The organism is Microbacterium sp. Be9, assembly GCF_011754135.1.
Classification (GTDB): domain Bacteria; phylum Actinomycetota; class Actinomycetes; order Actinomycetales; family Microbacteriaceae; genus Microbacterium; species Microbacterium maritypicum_A.
In genome coordinates this window covers 145,952-162,690 of sequence record NZ_WNWT01000007.1, presented here as the reverse complement: position 1 = coordinate 162,690, position 16,739 = coordinate 145,952, and the positions used below count along the sequence as shown (strand labels likewise).

18 protein-coding genes are annotated in these 16,739 nt (G+C 68.2%); 13 read left to right on the top strand and 5 right to left on the bottom strand.

Going from position 1 to position 16,739, the window contains the following annotated elements; all coding sequences use genetic code 11:
* Window positions 1-78 precede the first annotated feature (78 nt).
* On the bottom strand, window positions 79-237 hold the full coding sequence (locus GLO27_RS18770; protein WP_167256419.1) for a hypothetical protein: 159 nt from the start codon (window positions 235-237) through the stop codon (window positions 79-81).
* Window positions 238-353: 116 nt separating this feature from the next.
* Here GLO27_RS18770 and GLO27_RS18765 point away from each other — a divergent pair, with 116 nt between their 5' ends.
* The 6 genes from GLO27_RS18765 (at window position 354) to GLO27_RS18740 (ending at window position 5,621) form a co-directional block, all read left to right on the top strand.
* On the top strand, window positions 354-1,790 hold the full coding sequence (locus GLO27_RS18765; protein WP_167256417.1) for an NAD(P)/FAD-dependent oxidoreductase: 1,437 nt from the start codon (window positions 354-356) through the stop codon (window positions 1,788-1,790).
* A gap of 177 nt (window positions 1,791-1,967) precedes the next feature.
* Complete coding sequence (locus GLO27_RS18760) at window positions 1,968-2,270, top strand: DUF427 domain-containing protein (protein ID WP_021200122.1); 303 nt, start codon at window positions 1,968-1,970, stop codon at window positions 2,268-2,270.
* An 80-nt stretch (window positions 2,271-2,350) separates the two neighbouring features.
* A complete protein-coding gene (locus GLO27_RS18755) occupies window positions 2,351-3,223 on the top strand; it encodes an ATP-binding cassette domain-containing protein (protein ID WP_021200123.1) in 873 nt (290 codons plus the stop codon).
* Window positions 3,220-3,903, top strand: coding sequence for an ABC transporter permease subunit (locus GLO27_RS18750; RefSeq protein WP_021200124.1), 684 nt, complete (start codon window positions 3,220-3,222; stop codon window positions 3,901-3,903). Before GLO27_RS18755 ends, GLO27_RS18750 begins: the two co-directional genes overlap by 4 nt.
* The gene (locus GLO27_RS18745; RefSeq protein WP_029258814.1) at window positions 3,900-4,625 is read left to right on the top strand and encodes an ABC transporter permease; all 726 of its coding nucleotides are present in this window, start codon (window positions 3,900-3,902) and stop codon (window positions 4,623-4,625) included. Before GLO27_RS18750 ends, GLO27_RS18745 begins: the two co-directional genes overlap by 4 nt.
* An 81-nt stretch (window positions 4,626-4,706) precedes the next feature.
* Window positions 4,707-5,621 carry an ABC transporter substrate-binding protein gene (locus GLO27_RS18740; RefSeq protein WP_021200126.1) on the top strand — a complete coding sequence of 305 codons (915 nt, stop codon included), beginning with the start codon at window positions 4,707-4,709 and terminating at the stop codon, window positions 5,619-5,621.
* 64 nt (window positions 5,622-5,685) lie between these two features.
* Here GLO27_RS18740 and GLO27_RS18735 read toward each other — a convergent pair whose 3' ends face one another.
* Window positions 5,686-6,903, bottom strand: a complete 1,218-nt coding sequence (locus GLO27_RS18735) for an AI-2E family transporter (protein ID WP_167256415.1) — start codon at window positions 6,901-6,903, stop codon at window positions 5,686-5,688.
* Window positions 6,904-6,965: 62 nt separating this feature from the next.
* Here GLO27_RS18735 and GLO27_RS18730 point away from each other — a divergent pair, with 62 nt between their 5' ends.
* Window positions 6,966-7,265, top strand: coding sequence for a chorismate mutase (locus GLO27_RS18730; RefSeq protein ID WP_021200128.1), 300 nt, complete (start codon window positions 6,966-6,968; stop codon window positions 7,263-7,265).
* 161 nt (window positions 7,266-7,426) lie between these two features.
* Window positions 7,427-8,593: an ROK family protein gene (locus GLO27_RS18725; RefSeq protein ID WP_167256413.1), complete on the top strand. Its 1,167-nt coding sequence runs from the start codon at window positions 7,427-7,429 to the stop codon at window positions 8,591-8,593.
* 81 nt (window positions 8,594-8,674) lie between these two features.
* Here GLO27_RS18725 and GLO27_RS18720 read toward each other — a convergent pair whose 3' ends face one another.
* Genes GLO27_RS18720 through GLO27_RS18710 form a run of 3 tightly spaced genes read right to left on the bottom strand, consistent with a single transcriptional unit; the run spans window position 8,675 to window position 11,851 of the window.
* Window positions 8,675-9,601 (bottom strand): carbohydrate ABC transporter permease, encoded by a 927-nt coding sequence (locus GLO27_RS18720; RefSeq protein ID WP_021200130.1) that lies wholly within the window; start codon window positions 9,599-9,601, stop codon window positions 8,675-8,677.
* 2 nt (window positions 9,602-9,603) lie between these two features.
* Window positions 9,604-10,575 (bottom strand): sugar ABC transporter permease, encoded by a 972-nt coding sequence (locus tag GLO27_RS18715; RefSeq protein ID WP_029264718.1) that lies wholly within the window; start codon window positions 10,573-10,575, stop codon window positions 9,604-9,606.
* 31 nt (window positions 10,576-10,606) lie between these two features.
* On the bottom strand, window positions 10,607-11,851 hold the full coding sequence (locus GLO27_RS18710; RefSeq protein ID WP_021200132.1) for an extracellular solute-binding protein: 1,245 nt from the start codon (window positions 11,849-11,851) through the stop codon (window positions 10,607-10,609).
* Window positions 11,852-12,176: 325 nt separating this feature from the next.
* Here GLO27_RS18710 and GLO27_RS18705 point away from each other — a divergent pair, with 325 nt between their 5' ends.
* The 5 genes from GLO27_RS18705 to GLO27_RS18685 are packed head-to-tail and all read left to right on the top strand — an operon-like array spanning window position 12,177 to window position 16,658.
* Window positions 12,177-13,073 carry an SIS domain-containing protein gene (locus GLO27_RS18705; RefSeq protein WP_167256411.1) on the top strand — a complete coding sequence of 299 codons (897 nt, stop codon included), beginning with the start codon at window positions 12,177-12,179 and terminating at the stop codon, window positions 13,071-13,073.
* A 24-nt stretch (window positions 13,074-13,097) separates the two neighbouring features.
* Window positions 13,098-14,090: an ROK family protein gene (locus GLO27_RS18700; protein ID WP_167256409.1), complete on the top strand. Its 993-nt coding sequence runs from the start codon at window positions 13,098-13,100 to the stop codon at window positions 14,088-14,090.
* Entirely contained in the window at window positions 14,087-15,031 is a 945-nt protein-coding gene (locus GLO27_RS18695; protein WP_021200135.1) for a 1-phosphofructokinase family hexose kinase, read from the top strand. Before GLO27_RS18700 ends, GLO27_RS18695 begins: the two co-directional genes overlap by 4 nt.
* On the top strand, window positions 15,028-15,882 hold the full coding sequence (locus tag GLO27_RS18690; RefSeq protein ID WP_021200136.1) for a class II fructose-bisphosphate aldolase: 855 nt from the start codon (window positions 15,028-15,030) through the stop codon (window positions 15,880-15,882). Before GLO27_RS18695 ends, GLO27_RS18690 begins: the two co-directional genes overlap by 4 nt.
* Complete coding sequence (locus GLO27_RS18685; RefSeq protein ID WP_167256407.1) at window positions 15,882-16,658, top strand: DeoR/GlpR family DNA-binding transcription regulator; 777 nt, start codon at window positions 15,882-15,884, stop codon at window positions 16,656-16,658. The genes GLO27_RS18690 and GLO27_RS18685 overlap by 1 nt, the downstream gene beginning before the upstream one ends.
* The last annotated feature ends 81 nt before the right edge of the window (window positions 16,659-16,739 follow it).

Here is a 16,739-nt window from a genome sequence, read left to right as displayed (position 1 = left end):
ACCGGTGACGTTCGACCGGGGTAGCCTGCAACGCTCAGATTGGAGTGAGTGAGGCATCGGGTTGGTGGCGCCTGCGGGCTACTGCTGCTGTGCACGGTGGATCACGCCGTGTGTGATTCCACGGATGATGATGAAGGCCATCAAGGCGGCGGCGATGAGGAAGGCCTCGCCCAGAATGCTGGACCACATCGTGGCGCGGGCGGGGCCTCCGCCGCCGATCCAAACAACGAACCACACTCTATGACCTGCCCCAGGCGTTCCCCGCCACGCCGCCGGGAACAACTCACCCGTGACTCGGCGTTGCTCATGAGCGAGACTGGGCCACGTAACCGGCTCACGGAGAGGTGCGACGCATGAACGCTGCGGAGAAGACCGACGAGTACGACCTGATCGTGTTGGGCGGTGGTCCGGTGGGCGAGAACGTCGCCGACCGAGCCGTGCAGGGCGGACTCACCGCGATCATCGTGGAGAGCGAGCTCGTCGGAGGCGAGTGCTCCTACTGGGCGTGCATGCCGTCGAAGGCGCTGCTGCGTTCGGCGCAGGCGCTCCGTGCCGCGCAACACGTGGGCGGGTCTTCGCAGGCGGTGACCGGAAAGCTCGATGTGCGTGCCGTGTTCGACCGCCGCGACTCGTTCACCAGCAACTGGTCGGACGACGGTCAGGTCAAGTGGCTCGAGTCGGCCGGCATCGACCTGGCCCGCGGCCACGGCCGCATCACGGGTGAGCGCGAGGTGACCGTGACGGATGCCGACGGCGCGGAGCGCGTGCTCAAAGCTCGGCATGCTGTCGCCATCAGCACCGGATCGGATGCCGTCATCCCGCCCATCGACGGCCTGCGCGAGGCCACCCCGTGGACCAGCCGCGAGGCGACGAGCGCAGAAGAGCTTCCCGAGAGCCTGGCCGTCATCGGTGGAGGCGTCGTCGCCGTCGAGATGGCGACCGCCTACGCCGCACTCGGCTCGACCGTCACCGTGATCGCCCGCAGCGGTCTGCTCGGCGGAATGGAGCCCTTCGCGGGCGAGCGTGTCGCCGCAGGCCTGAAGGAGCTCGGCGTGGATGTGCGCACCGGTACGGGAACGACATCCGTGCATCGCGGTGCGAACGGCGTGACCATCACCCTCGACGGCGGTGAGGAGATCACCGCGACCGAGGTGCTCGCCGCGACGGGTCGCTCGCCCCGCAGCGGTGACATCGGCCTCGACGTCGTGGGACTGGAACCCGGTCGCTGGATCGAGACGGACGACACGCTCCGCGTCCCCGGATCCGACTGGCTCTATGCGGTGGGCGACGTCAACGGGCGCGTGCTCCTCACCCACCAGGGCAAGTACCAGGCGCGCGCTGCCGGCGATGTGATCGTCGCCCGTGCCCAGGGCGAAGATGTCGACGATGCCCCGTGGGGCCGTCACGTCGCGACCGCCGACCAGGCCGCCGTCCCGCAGGTCACGTTCTCGATTCCCGAAGTCGGGTCCGTCGGGCTCACCGAGGCCCAGGCGACGAAGGCCGGCATCGCGGTGAAGGCCGTCGACTACGACCTGGGCTGGGTTGCCGGCGCGAGCCTCTACGAAGACGGCTTCGAGGGCCAGGCGCGGCTCGTGGTCGACACCGACCGCGACGTCGTGATCGGTGCGACGTTCGTCGGTCCCGAGGTGGCGGAGCTGGTGCATGCGGCCACCGTGGCGATCGTCGGAGAGGTGCCGATCGCCCGCCTCTGGCATGCGGTGCCGTCGTACCCCACGATCAGCGAGATCTGGCTGCGACTGCTCGAGGGGTACGGTCGCGACTCCGCGTGACCCGCGGAGGGAATCGATCCCGACATCGGGCCTGACCCGAATCCAGGGCAATCCGTTCTTCCGATCGCATCGAACTGGATCCGGATTGTTTCTCATATTGACGGCCGCGGCGCAACCCTCACCCCCGATGTCCGCACCGTCTTATACGCTCATACCCACATCCGAGGAGGCAGGACCATGAAGGCTGTACTCGCAGGAACCGTCATCGCCGAAGCCGACGAGAGTGATCTCGCCCGCATCGAGGGGAACTGGTACTTCCCACCGGCGTCCATCACGCCCGGAGTGCTCGTCGAGAGCCCCACGCCCTACACCTGTCCGTGGAAGGGGGCCGCTCAGTACTACTCGGTGCAGACCGAGGGCGAGCTCCACACCGACTACGCCTGGTCGTACCCGAACCCCTACCCCTCGGCATTCGACCGCGTCGGCAAGGACTTCTCCGGGTTCGTGGCGTTCGATCCCCGTGTCGAGGTCGGCCCGTAGCCATCTGAAGAGCCCCGTAGCCATCAGAAGAGCCTAGACTCGTCCGCTCACACATCGATCGACCGACTGGAGACCAGCCCATGATCGAGTTCCGCAACGTCACCAAGCGCTTCCCCGGCGGCGCCCTCGCCGTCAATGACTTCAGCCTCGTGTTGCCCTCGCGCAAGACCACGGTGTTCGTCGGCTCGTCCGGCTGCGGTAAGACCACTCTGCTCCGCATGATCAACCGCATGGTCGAGCCGACTTCCGGCGAGGTCGAGATCGACGGCGAGAGCGTGCTCCAGGGTGACCCGGTGGCCCTGCGTCGACGCATCGGCTACGTGATGCAGAACTCCGGTCTCATGCCGCACTTCACGGTCATCGACAACGTGGCTACGGTGCTGCGCCTGACCGGCGTGAAGAAGGCTGCCGCCCATAAGCGCGCACGGGAACTGCTCGACACGGTCGGTCTCGACCAGGCACTCGCCGAGCGGTACCCGAGCCAGTTGTCCGGCGGTCAGCAGCAGCGCGTCGGTGTGGCCCGCGGTCTTGCCGCCGACCCGAACATCCTGCTCATGGACGAGCCCTTCGGTGCGGTCGACCCCATCGTGCGGGCCGACCTGCAGCAGGAGACCCTGCGGCTGCAGCGCGAGCTCGACAAGACGGTCGTGTTCGTCACGCACGACATCGACGAGGCGTTCCTGCTCGGCGACCAGGTCGTCATCCTCGACAAGGGTGCGCGAATCGTGCAGGTCGGCAGCCCCAGCGAGATCATCGAGAACCCTGCGGACGACTTCGTCTCGGCGTTCATCGGCGCCGAACGCGGTCGCCGTGCTCTGCACCTCAAGCAGACGCCGCACGGCACCGTGGTGGTCGACGGCGAGGGTCGCACCCAGGGGGCGATCATCGATGTTCCTGATGCCGTGACCGACGCGCTTCTGAGCGAGGAGAGCGCGACGAAGGGCGCTCCGTGAACTGGATCGGCGACAATCTCGGCCTCATCCTCGAGCTGACCGGGATCCACCTGCAGCAGAGCGCGATCGCCATCGTGCTCGGCTTCGTGCTGTCGCTGCCGCTGGGGTGGGTCGCATGGCGTTATCAGCTGGTGAAGGGGCCGGTCATCGTTCTCACCGGACTCCTCTACACGATCCCCTCGCTCGCGCTGCTGATCCTGCTCCCGTCCGTCGCCGGATATCCCGCCCGCAGCCCCGTGAACCTCATCATCGGCCTCACGATCTACGCGGTCGCGATCCTGGTGCGCGCGGTATCCGACGGCCTCGACTCGGTCGACCCCGCCATCCGGCAATCCGCGACCGCGATGGGTTACGGCGGCTTCCGCCGGTTCTGGACCGTCGACTTCCCGCTCGCCGGTCCCGTCGTGCTCGCCGGTCTCCGCGTGGCAGCCGTCAGCACCATCTCCCTCGCCACGGTCGGCATCCTGGTCGGGGTGAACAACCTCGGTTACCTGTTCACCAACGGCCTGCAGCGTCGCATCCTCGCCGAGGTGTTCGCCGGCGTCATCGCGGTGGTCGTGATCGCGCTCGTGATCGACCTGCTGCTCCTTCTCCTGGGTCGCGCACTGATGCCGTGGACGCGCGCGGCGAAGACACCGTCGGCCGCACGACAGGCCGCCACCCTGAGGACCGCCGCATGAACGTGTTCACCGACGCCTTCGCCTGGCTCTTCTCCCCTGACCGCTGGGAGGGGCCGTACTCCCTGCCCATCCTGTTCGGCCAGCACATGTACTACACGCTGATCTCGGTGCTCATCGCCGGCATCATCGCGATTCCCCTGGGGTGGCTCATCGGTCACACCGGCAAAGGCCGTGAGATCGCGGTCGCGGTCTCCGGCGCGGCACGTGCCATCCCGTCTTTCGGTCTCATGGTGCTGCTCGTGCTGATCCTGGGCGTGCTCCGCGTTCCCGAGGCCGCGATCATCACGTTCGTGCTCCTCGCGATCCCCTCGCTCCTCGCCGGCGCCTACACCGGCCTCGAAGCCATCGACCGTCGCGTGCTCGACTCCGCGCGTTCGATGGGCATGACCGAGTGGCAGGTGTTCTGGAAGGTCGAGGTCCCGCTCGGTCTCCCGCTGCTCGTCGGCGGCATCCGCGCGGCGCTCTTGCAGGTGATCGCCACGGTCACGATCGCCGCATACGTGAACCTCGGCGGACTCGGCTGGCCGATCATCCAGGGCATTCCGCTGCGCAAGTTCGACCAGGTGCTCGGAGGGGCGATCCTCGTCGCGGTGCTCGCCCTGGTCGTCGACCTGATCTTCGCCCTGCTCCAGCACGCCGCCGTCCCCGCGGGGGTGCGCGCACCGACCACCACACGTCGCTCGCGCGCGGCCGCTGCCTCGCCGGCACCGGCCACCGCCTGACGCCCATCATCCGACTCATCCCACAGCCCTCACACCGTCCCACAGCACCAACCCCGTTGTCCCAGAGAAGAGGAAGTCCTCATGTTCACAGCACGTAAGTCACGACTCGCCCTTGCCGGTGGTGCCGCGCTCGCCGCGGTGCTCGTCCTCGGCGGCTGCGCGAACAGCAACCCGCTCGACGCCCCGAGCGAAGGCTCGAGCTCCGGCGGCGACACGATCGTCATCGGCTCGCAGGCGTATTACTCGAACGAGATCATCGCCGAGATCTACGCCCAGGCTCTCGAGGGTGCCGACATCAAGGTCGACCGCCAGTTCAACATCGGACAGCGCGACGCCTACATGCCCGATGTCGAGTCCGGCGCGATCGACCTGTTCCCGGAGTACACCGGCAACCTGCTCGAGTACCTCGACAAGGACGCGACCGCCACCAGCCCGGAAGACGTCTACGCCGCTCTGAAGGAAGCTCTGCCCAAGGGCCTGACCGCTCTGGACTACGCCGAGGCCTCTGACCAGGACACCTACACGGTGCTGAAGAGCTTCGCCGAAGAGAACGGCCTCACCACGATCGGCGACCTCTCGAAGGTCACGACCCCGGTCACGATCGGTGCCGCGCCCGAGTTCGAGCAGCGTCCGTACGGTCCGGCTGCGGCCAAGGAGGTCTACGGCGTCGATCTCGGCTTCTCGGCCACCGGCCCGACCACGCTCGAGTCGCTGCTCGCCGGCGAGATCCAGGTCGCCGACATCTACTCGGCAGACCCGGCCTTCCAGACCGAAGACATCGTCGCGCTCGAAGACCCGGAGAACATCATCCTGGCCTCGAACGTCGTGCCGATCGTCTCGAGCGACGTCGCCGACGAGATCGCCGACGTGATCAACGCGGTCAGCAAGAAGCTCACCGCCGAGGAGCTCGTGGGGCTGAACGTGCAGAGCACGGTCGACCAGAAGTCGGCGGAGGACATCGCCAAGAAGTGGCTGGCAGACAACAAGCTCAGCTGAGTCGTCATCACGCAGAAGCGCCCGGGCCCCCTGAGGGTCCGGGCGCTTCTGCGTGGCGGGTGGGTCAGATCCGGGCATCCTGCTTCGGGACGAGAACCTGTTTGATGATGATGAGGATCGACGCGGTCACCGGCACGGCGACCAGCGCCCCGAGCAGACCGAGCAGTGTGCCGCCGGCGAGAGCACCGATCACGACGAGAGAACCCGGCACCGAGACCGCCTTGTTCATGACGCGTGGGGTGATCACGTAGGCCTCGATCTGCATGTAGACGAGGTAGATCGCCGCGAAGATCAGGGCGGCGATCGGGTTGGTGAACAGCGCCAGGCAGGTGCCGAGGATCCAGAACAGCACCGAGCCGACCAGCGGGATCAACGTGATGCAGAAGGCGATGGCCGCCATCAGCGGGGGGAACGGCAACCCGAGGAAGAGGTAGAGCAGGAACGCGAGCGTCGCGTTGCAGAACGCGAGCACGACCATGCCCATCACGTAGCCGCCGACCGAGTCGGTGATCTGGTCGGTGATGTCGCCGGCACGAGCGCGGTCGCGGGCGGGGGCGAGACGCAGCAGACCCTGCTTCATCGACGGCAGCGACGCGAGGAAGTACAGCGTCAGCACGAGCACGACGATGGCTCCGGAGATGCTGGTGGCGATCGAAGCGCCCACGGCCAGGGCGCCGCCGCCGATCGTCGCGAGGTTGCCGAAGTCGGTGAGGAAGGACTGCACCTGGGCGACCAGTTCTTGGAACTGGTCACCGAACTGGGCTTCGAGGGTCGCGTAGATGTCGCTGTGCGTGAAGTCCTTGATCATGCCGGGCACGGACTGCACGAAGCTCACGATCTGATCGATCACGACGGGGACGATCATCCAGAGCACGAGGGCGAACACCACGATGAGTGCGAGGATCGTGATGACCACCGAGATCACACGCGAGAGGCCACGGCGCTCCAGGAACCGTACGGCGGGGTCGAGTCCGAGCGCACCGAACAGGGCGAGGGCGATGTAGATGAGCACGGTCGACAGGTTCGACAGCGCGAGGCCGATCACGATCGCCCCGAGTCCACCCAGCGTCACGAGGAAGCCGAACACGAACGGGCGGTCGATGCGCGTCCAGAACGAACGGCTCGGCGTCGTCGGCTCGATCACGACCGGGATCGGGGAGTCTGCGACGGCCGGCACGGATGCGGGTGCGGCCTTGCGACGGCCGGTCGCCGGCGCGGCGGGAGTCGCGGCGGATGCGTCGTCGGCGTGGGGCGCGGATTCCGGCGGCTCTTCGTTGCTCATGTGCTCACGATAGCGGTGCCATGGATCGAAACCAGGATGTCACGCGGCTCTAGAGTAGGGGCATGACCGCCGCCGAGGACCCGAAGGCCGAACTGCTCCGGCTTCGCGCCACCATCGACAACATCGACGCCGCACTGATCTTCATGCTGGCCGAGCGCTTCCGCGCGACTCAGCAGGTCGGGCATCTGAAAGCGGAGCATGAGATGCCGGCATCGGACCCGAATCGGGAGGAACAGCAGGTCGCCCGGCTGCGTGCTCTCGCCGAGGAGGCGCACCTCGACCCGGAGTTCGCGGAGAAGTGGTTCAACTTCGTGGTGGCAGAGGTCATCCGTCACCACACCGAAGCGGCCGAGAGCCGCTGAGGAGGAGCCGGACGGGCGACGGTGTGTGCAGCACTCGCCCGTCCGGAGCTTTGTGAGATTCATTGACCAACTAAGTTCAATGAATAAACTTAGGGAGAGACTACGGATCGCGCCACGATCTGTCAACAGCTCGCGACGGGCGAGCGTCGGAACGGGAACACATGCTCAGCACGGATGACGGCCTCGACACCCAGGCGTCTGTTCGGCGTGCGAACCTGCGCCGGGCTCTGCAGCTGGTCTTCCGGAGTCCGGGTACGCAGACGCGCGCGGGCATTGCGAGGTCGACCGGGCTGACCGCGGCCACCGCGTCATCGCTGGTCGCCGAACTCATCGAGAACCGGCTGATCGTCGAAGGGGAGCAGGCGGCGAGCACCGGCGGCAAGCGGGCGACCACTCTGAGCGTCGACGCGGATCATCACCTGATCCTGGTGCTGGTGATCCAGCCCCTGCACGCCGACATCGCTCTCGTGGCGCTCGACGGCACCGAGGTCGACCTCCGTCGCGTGAGCTACACCGCCGAGAACCGTGACCGCACCCTCGACGAGGCGGTGTCGGCCGTGGCGGAGGAGTTCGGCGGACGGCTCCTCGCCGCCGGCGTGCAGTTGCCGGGCACGACCGATGGGCGGTCGGTGCTCGAGAGCGTGCAGCTCAAATGGCAGAACGTCCCCCTCGCCGACCGGTTCGAGCGTGTGCTGGGAGCGCCCGTGCTGCTGATCAACGACGTCGACGCCGAAGCCATCGCCGAGGCGGGCATGGAGGAGTCACCGTCCGGCTACCGCCTCTTCATCCATCTCGGCGGCGGTGTCGGTGCGGCCGTCACGCTCGACGGCGAGCTGGCTCCGGGCCCCCGAGACCGCGCGGGTGAGATCGGACATGTGCAGGTCGTGTTCGGCGACGCTGCGCGCGCCTGCCGATGCGGGCAGCGCGGCTGCCTGGAATCGGCCGCCGCTCTCGGGGCGATGCTCGGCGACGAGTTCTCCGACGCCATGGATGCCCCGGAGATCCGCGCGCTCGCGGCTCAGGCCGACGAAGAGCAACTCGACGAGGGCGCTCGCGCGCTGGCCAGAGCCGTCAAGCTCATCGGCGCGCTGCTCGACCCGATCGAGGTCGTCATCGGAGGCCCGGCAACCGAGCTCGGACCGCGCTTCCTCGATCGCGTGCGCCGCGAGACCGAGTACCCCGCCCGCGGCACGGCGCAGGTTCCGGTCCGCTACGCCGATCCTCGTGTGTCGATCGCCGCCGGAGCCGCCCAGGCCGCACTGACCTCGGCGCTCGGTGTGCGCTGGAATCCCGAGCAGCTGCGCGCGGCATCGACGTCGCGCTCCTGACCGGCAGACGCACATCCGCCCGACGGGTGCTCCCATCGGGCGGATGTCGTCAAGCGGATGTCGACGCGCGGATGCGGAGGGCTACTTGACGCTGCCCGCCGTCAAGCCGCCGACGAGACGCTTCTCGATGAGCATGAACAGGATGACCACGGGCAGGATCGCGACGATCGAGACGCCGAACACGTACTGCCAGCTCGTCTCGTACTGACCGACGAACTTGGTCAGAGCGACCGACAACGGCTGGTTCTTGTCGGTCGACAGGATCACGAGCGATGCCGCGAACTCGTTCCAGCAGGCGACGAAGGTGAACACGATCGCCGTGACGATGCCCGGCCACACGAGCGGCAGGTTGATCTTGAACAGCACGGTGAAGCGCCCGGCGCCGTCGATCTGCGCGGCCTCGTCGACCTCCTTGGGGATGCCGGCGAAGAACGAGTGCATGATCCACACCGCGAACGACAGGTTGAAGGCCGCGTTGATGAAGATCATCGCGATCCAGGTGTCGCCGAGCCCGAGCACGGTGAACTGGCGGAACAGACCCGAGGTGAGCACGGCCGGCTGCAGCATCTGCGTGACGATGACCAGGAACAGGAACACCATGCGGCCGGGGAACTTGAAGCGCGCCGTGTAGTACGCCGCCGGAAGCGAGACCAGCAGGACCAGCAGCGTCGCGAACACGGCGATGACGATGGTCGAGATCAGGTTGTACGGCAGGGGCGTCTCGGGGGTGGACCACATCGAGATGTAGTTCTCCCAGTGCCACTCGATCGGGAGGTAGGTCGGATCGACCGACCGGATCTGCGACTTGGTCTTCACCGAGCCGAAGAACATGATCAGGTAGGGCAGCACGAAGATGGCGAGCACCAGGAGACCGGCGACGGTGCGCAGGATCACCCGGGGCAGCGTGACCTGGTCTTCGGTGTAGCGGCGCTTGCGGCCGGGTGTCGGCGGCGTGCGACGACCGCGGCCTCCGGCGGTGGTCACGAGCTCGGTCTCGGTCATGGTCATGATCAGACCTCCTTCATGGGCTTGACGATCTTCACGTACGCCGCGACGATCACGATGACGATGAGGAACGCGACCACCGACAGGGCGCTCGCGACATCGACCTTCTTCTGCAGCTCGATGTACTTGAAGATCAGGGTCATGATCGTGTCGGCGCCGTAGCCGGGGATCGACCCGGTCATCACCTTCAGGATCGGCAGCGAGTTGAAGACGTTGATGATGTTGATGAGGATGGCCACGGCCAGAGCGCTGCGCAGTTGCGGCAGCACGATCGACCAGTAGGTGCGGGCGGGGCCGGCGCCGTCCATCTTCGCCGCCTCGATCGCGTCGGCCGGGACCGACTGGAGTCCGGCGAGGATCGTGTAGGTCGTGAAGGGGAGCGATACGAAGATCGCGATCACGATCGACCAGGTGAAGGCCGTCGCGGGGTTCTTCGTCCAGCCGTAGCCCACCGCGTCATCGGAGAGCCCGATGTCGTAGAGGAACTTGTTGAAGATGCCGAAGTACGGCTCGAGGCTGTAGTAGAACACCATGGTCGTCATCACGACGGATGCGGCCCACGGCACGATCACGGCCATGCGCACGAGCTGGCGCCCGGGGAAGGCCTTGTTCAGGATCTGCGCCAGACCGAGCGAGATCACGACCGTGAGGGTCACGACCGCGACCACCCACACGATCGTGCGGAAGAAGATCGGCCAGAACTCGGTGAACGTGAAGACCGTGACGAAGTTGTCGAAGCCCACGGACCCCTTGTCGAGGCCCGACAGGGAGATGTCACGCGTCGAGTTGAAGAACATCACCCCGGCGGGGAACAGCACGACGCCGATGATGAGCAGCAGCGCCGGTGCGATCCACGGCAGCGCTTGGAGAAGATCCTTTCCGCCCGGCCTGCCACGCGTGGCATCCGGGGTCTTCGGAGTGCGGGGGCGGCTCTTCGCCGCCCCCGCGAGGTTCGAGGACTCTGTCTTCTGGCTCATTCGGGTACCCGAACCTCTCCGATCAGCGGGCTCAGCCCGCGTCGACCTGTGCCTGGATCTCGGTCAGCACGTCCTGTGCCGGCTTCGACTGGATCTGACCGAACAGCGACTTGAACGCACCGTCGGCAGCGGACCACTTCGGGTTCGTCGACGGGTAGAACTGCGCGTCGGGCAGCACGTCGAGGAACGGCTTGAGGGCCTCTTCGCCGGAGAGCTGCTCGGCACCGGACTTGGTGACCGGCAGGAAGCCCTCGGCCTGCACCCACGGCACGTAGACGTCGGCGGAGTAGTAGTAGTCGAAGAACTTGGTGATCGCCTCCTGCTTGTCACCATCGTTCTGGAACGCCATCAGCTGGTCCATGACGCCGAGGGTGAAGGGCGAGCCGTCCTTCGTCGGGATCGGAACGATGGAGTAGTCCAGGTCGGGGTTGTTCTCCTTGATCTGGCCGACCGTCGGCGGGAGGCCGACCTGCATGCCGATCTTGCCCTGGATGAAGATGTCCATCAGGGGGGAGCGCTGCGTGGAACCCGGGTCGGCCTGCGTCGCACCGGCGTCGATCATCTTCTTGATCTGCTCGGCGCCGGGGAGGTTCTCCGGGGTGTCGATCGTGATCTCGGAGGCATCGCCGAACGATCCGCCGCCGCCCCACAGCCACACGGCCGCTTCTGCCTGTGCCTCTTCCGATCCGAGCGGCATGCCGTAGCCGGCGACACCGCCGCCGAGTGCGGACACCTTGGTGGCGGCATCCAGCAGCTCATCCCAGTTGGTCGGCGCCTCGACGCCGGCCTGGTCGAGCAGCGCGTTGTTGACGAACAGGGCGCGCGCCGAGGCGATCATCGGCAGCGCGTAGGCGGTCCCGTCGACCTCGGCGTTCTTGAGGAACGACTCCTGGAAGTCGGAGTAGGTGTCGTCGGAGACGACGTCCTTCGTCGGGTAGAGCAGCTCATCGCCGACGAAGCCCGCGAAGGGTCCGCCGTTGTAGATGTCCGGTGCCTCGCCGGCCTGGATCTTGGTGGAGACGACCTTCTCGAGGTTGTCCCACGACTGCACCTCGAGCTTGACCTTGATGTCGGGGTTGGCCTTCTCGAACCCGTCGATCACCGTCTCCCAGTTGGCCTTGGTGCCGTCGGAGTAGCTGGGGACGAGGAGGTCGAGGGTGGTCGAGCCGTCCCCGCCTCCGCTGTCGCCGGACGAACCGCCGAACCCGCACGAAGCGAGCGAGAGCGTGGCGACGGCCGCAATGGCGGCGGCGCCGAACCGCAGTGACTTCTTCATGTGTATTGCATTCCTCACTGTGATGTCCGAACCCTCGGCGGCAGGGCCGCTTCGGGAGGGGGTGTGGTGCACAGTCGCAAGCACATCACGCGACAGTGCGTGGGTGATCGTTTCGCCGTGAGGCAGCCACGATCGTTCAAGCCGGGGCTCGGGGCTCTCGACTTCGGCCGGGGTCGACGTCGAGGGTGGAACTCGTCTGATTATTTGTCAGGAGAACAAACAAATCAAGGTAAAGCTGTTGGTGTTGTGATTCGACGCCATACTATGATCGAATTAGGCTTCAAACGATCACAAGTCTGCAACTTATCGCCAGAAAGGCACCTCGATGTCCGAATCGCTGCCCGGCGCGCACATGCGCGAAGAACTCAATTCCCAGCCGGAGATGTGGGCGCGGGCGGCCGATCTGAAGGCCGAGCAGGCACTGCTCCCCGCATCGGGAGCCCGCATCGCCGTCGTCGGATGCGGTACGTCGTGGTTCATGGCGCAGTCGTACGCCGCGTTGCGCGAGTCCGCCGGTCAGGGTGAGACCGACGCCTACGCGGCGTCCGAGGCCTTCCTCGACCGCGGATACGACGCCGTCGTCGCCCTCACCCGTTCCGGGACCACGAGCGAGGTGCTCGAGCTCGTCGACCGCATCAAGGGGCGCATCCCGACCATCGGAGTGATCGGCGATCCGGATTCGCCGCTCGTCTCGCTCGCCGACGAGGCGGTGCTGCTCCCGTTCGCCGATGAGCAGTCGGTCGTGCAGACGCGATTCGCGACCACCGCGCTGGCGCTCTTCCGGGCGTCGCTCGGCGAAGACCTCTCCGGCGCCATCACCGATGCCGAGGCCGTGCTCGCCGAGGGCGGCGACGACGAGCTGCGCGACGCGGAGCAGTACACGTTCCTCGGTCGCGGATGGACGATCGGCCTCGCCCGCGAGGCCGCGCTGAAGCTGCGCGAGTCCTCGCAGTCGTGGACCGAGGCGTACCCCTCGATGGACTACCGGCACGGTCCGATCGCGATCGCGGCCCCTGGCCGCGTCACCTGGCAGTTCGGCGAGGCTCCCGAGGGACTCGCTGCGCAGGTCGAGGCCACCGGCGCCCGCTTCGAGCAGCGGTCGATCGACCCGCTCGCCGACCTCGTGCGCCTGCACCGCACCGCGCTCGACCGCGCCGTCGCCCGCGGCCTCGACCCCGACCAGCCCCGCAACCTCACGCGATCCGTCATCCTGGATGCATGACGCAACCCGCCGCCGGAGCTGACCATGACCCGAGCTGACGGGACGGATGCCGTTCCCGACGTCGAGCGAGACGCGACCGGTGAGAAGCTCGCCGCCGTGCGCACGCTCGGCGTCGGTGCCCCCGTGCTGGCGTTCGACGTGGGCGGCACCGACATCAAGTCGGCCCTGTTCGACGCCGACGGCACCGCCCTCGGACTGCGCCGCACGCCCACGCCGATCGCCGAGGGCGACCGCACGCAGGTGCTGCTCGAGCGTCTCGAGGTGCTGGCCGAGGAGCTCCGCGCCGCGCACCCCGCTGTCGTGCCGCAGGCGGTGGGACTCGTCGTGCCCGGGATCGTCGATGCGGATGCCGGCTTGGGCGTCTTCGCGAGCAACCTCGGCTGGCACGACTCGCCCTTGCGCGACCTCGCCGCTGGACGCCTCGGGCTGCCCGTGGCCTTCGACCACGATGTCCGTGCCGCGAGCTGGGCGGAGCGCCGACTCGGTGGCGCGCGCGACTACGCCGATTCGGTGGTGCTCGTGATCGGCACGGGGATCGCCGGTGCGCTGCTGGTCGGGGGCGTCCCGTACACCGCCGGCGGTTACGCGGGTGAGATCGGGCACTCCCCGATCGCGGACGGGCCGATCTGCGCGTGCGGCGCACGCGGTTGCCTCGAAGCCGTCGCCTCGGCCGGCGCCATCGCCCGGCGGTATCGCGAGGCGACCGGGATCGCTCCGGACGGAGCGAAGGACGTGATCGCCCGCGCGGCGGCCGGCGACGAGGTGGCCGCGGAGATCTGGAACTCCGCGCTCGACGCGCTCACGATGTCTCTGGCTCAGCTCACCGCCGTCGTGGCGCCGGAAGCAGTGGTCATCGGCGGCGGGCTCTCCCGCGCCGGCGGCGCCCTGTTCGATGAGCTGCGCACGCGCCTGGCCGCCCGGCTCAGCTTCCATCGCATCCCGGCGCTGGTCCCCGCCGAGCTCTCCGGCAACGCAGGGCTGCTGGGCGCCGCTCTCCGCGCACGGGAGCTCACATGATCCTCACCGTCACTCCGAACCCCGCCCTCGACCTCACCTGGCGCGTCGATCGGCTCGTCGAGGGCGGAACGCACCGGGCGGATGCCGGGGCCGCTCGTGCCGGCGGCAAAGGACTCAACGTCGCGCGGGTGGCGCACGCCGAGGGTGCGGACGTGCTCGCGGTCACCACCGTGGGCGGTCGGGTCGGCGAGGAGTTCGCCGCGGAGCTGCGCACGAGCGGTGTGCCGAACGCGCTGGTGGCGGTCGCCGCGGAGACCCGCCGCAGCATCGCGGTGGTCGATGAGGCGCTCGGCGACACCACGATCATCAACGAGCGGGGTGCGAATCCGACCGATGCCGAATGGGCGGCGCTGCTCGCCGAGGTCGTCGAACGGTTGTCGGGTGCGCGAGTGCTGGTCGTGTCCGGCAGTGTGCCGCCTGGCGCGCCGGAGTCGTTGCTCCCCATGCTCATCGCGGTGGGGAAGGACGCCGGAGTGCCGGTGATCGTCGACACCTCCGGACCCGCTCTGCTGCGCGCGGCGGAGGCCGGAGCCACAGTGCTCAAGCCCAACGCGGCCGAGCTGGTCGAGGCCACAGGCATCGCCGACCCTGTCGAAGGGGCCCGATCGCTGATCGCCCGGGGCACCGAACTCGTGCTGCTCTCGCTGGGGGCCGAGGGCATGCTCGCGGTCACGGCATCCGCACTCGTGCACGCTCGCCTCGACGAACCCCTCGCGGGCAACCCGACGGGCGCCGGTGATGCCGGGGTCGCCGCCTGCGCCGTGCTGTACGCCGAGGGGGTGCGCGATCCCGAGCAGATCCTTCGCCGGGCCACCGCCTGGTCCGCCGCCGCGGTGCTGACCCCGCTGGCCGGCGACATCTCGTCGCGCTGGACGGAGCTCGAACAACAGCTCCGCATCTCGCATCCCCATCCTGAATCGTTCCGGAAGGACCCTTCGTGACCCTCGTCTCCGCTCGCGACCTCGTCTCCGCCGCTGCCGCCGAAGGCACCGGCATCGGCGCCTTCAACGTGATCCACCTCGAGACCGCCGAGGGGCTGGTGCGGGCCGCCGCCCTCGCGCAGCTGCCCGTCATCCTGCAGATCTCGCAGAACTGTGCCGACTACCACGGCGGGCTCGAGCCCATTGCGCTCGCCACGCTCGCGGTGGCCAGGCGCGCGCAGACACCCGTGGCTGTGCACCTCGATCACGCCGAGCGGCCCGAACTGGTCGACGAGGCCATCGCGCTGGGCTTCGGCTCCGTCATGTTCGACGGCGGCGCCCTGCCCTACGACGACAACGTGGCTCTCACGGCGGAGGTCGCCGCCCGTGCTCACGAGGCGGGGGTCTACGTCGAGGGAGAGCTCGGCGAGGTGGGGGGCAAGGACGGGGCGCACGCTCCGGGTGTGCGCACCGACCCCGACGAGGCGCGTGCGTTCGTCGCGGCCACCGGCGTCGATGCGCTCGCGGTCGCGGTGGGTTCCTCGCACGCGATGACCGACCGCACGGCGTCCCTCGACCTCGACCTGATCGCACGACTGCACGAGGCCCTGCCGGTGCCGCTGGTGCTGCACGGGTCTTCCGGCGTCGCGGATGCCGTGATCGCCGACGCCGTGCGGGCGGGCATGACGAAGATCAACGTCTCCACGCACCTGAACGGGTTCTTCACGCGGGCGGTGCGCGAGAAGCTCGACGCCGATGAGCGTCTCGTCGACTCCCGCAAGTACCTCGCCCCCGCCCGCGACGCCCTCGCCGGTGAAGCGGCGCGGATGCTGCGGCTGTTCGCGCTGCGGCCGGCGGAATCGGTCGCCTGATGAAGCGGGCGGCTCGGCTGAACGCGATCCTCGACCTCCTGGCCGCGAAGGGCGAGGTGACGGTCGAAGAGCTGGTCGAACGGTTCGAGGCCTCGTCGGCGACCACACGCCGAGACCTCGACACCCTCGCCGAGCAGCGACTGCTCACCCGCACCCATGGCGGTGCGGTGGCGCAGACCGTCGCCTATGAGCTGCCCATCCGCTACAAGAGCCACCTGCGCACGCACGAGAAGGCGAGCATCGCGCAGACCGCGGCCGGCCTGGTCGCCCCCGGCATGGTCGTCGGCCTCTCGGGCGGAACCACCACGACCGCCATCGCCGCAGCGCTCGCCGCGCGCGACGATTTCTCGGGCAACGGCGGCATCACGGTCGTCACCAACGCCGTGAACATCGCCGCCCAGCTCGCCACCCGCCCCGACATCAAGGTCGTCGTCACCGGCGGCGTCATCCACTCGCGCAGTTACGAACTGGTCGGTCCGTTCGTGGAGCAGCTGCTGCGCGGGGTGCGGCTCGACATCGCCTTCATCGGCGTGAACGGGATGGACGCCGTCGCCGGTGCGACCACGCAGGACGAGCGCGAAGCCGCGGTGAACCGGATGATGGCCGAGCGGGCCCGGCGTGCGGTCGTGGTGACCGACGGCAGCAAGCTCGGCGTGGAGGCGTTCTCGACGGTCGGCGGCGTCGACCTCTTCCCGACCGTCATCACGGACGCCGGAGCGGATCCCGAGGTGCTCGCCGCCCTCCGCGCGGCCGGATACGCGGTGCTGGTCGCCTGAGCCCGGACGCTGTCGGACACCCCAAGGGCCCCGACGTCCCCAGATCGTCGAGGCCCTCTGAGGGTGTCGCGGCTGCATGCC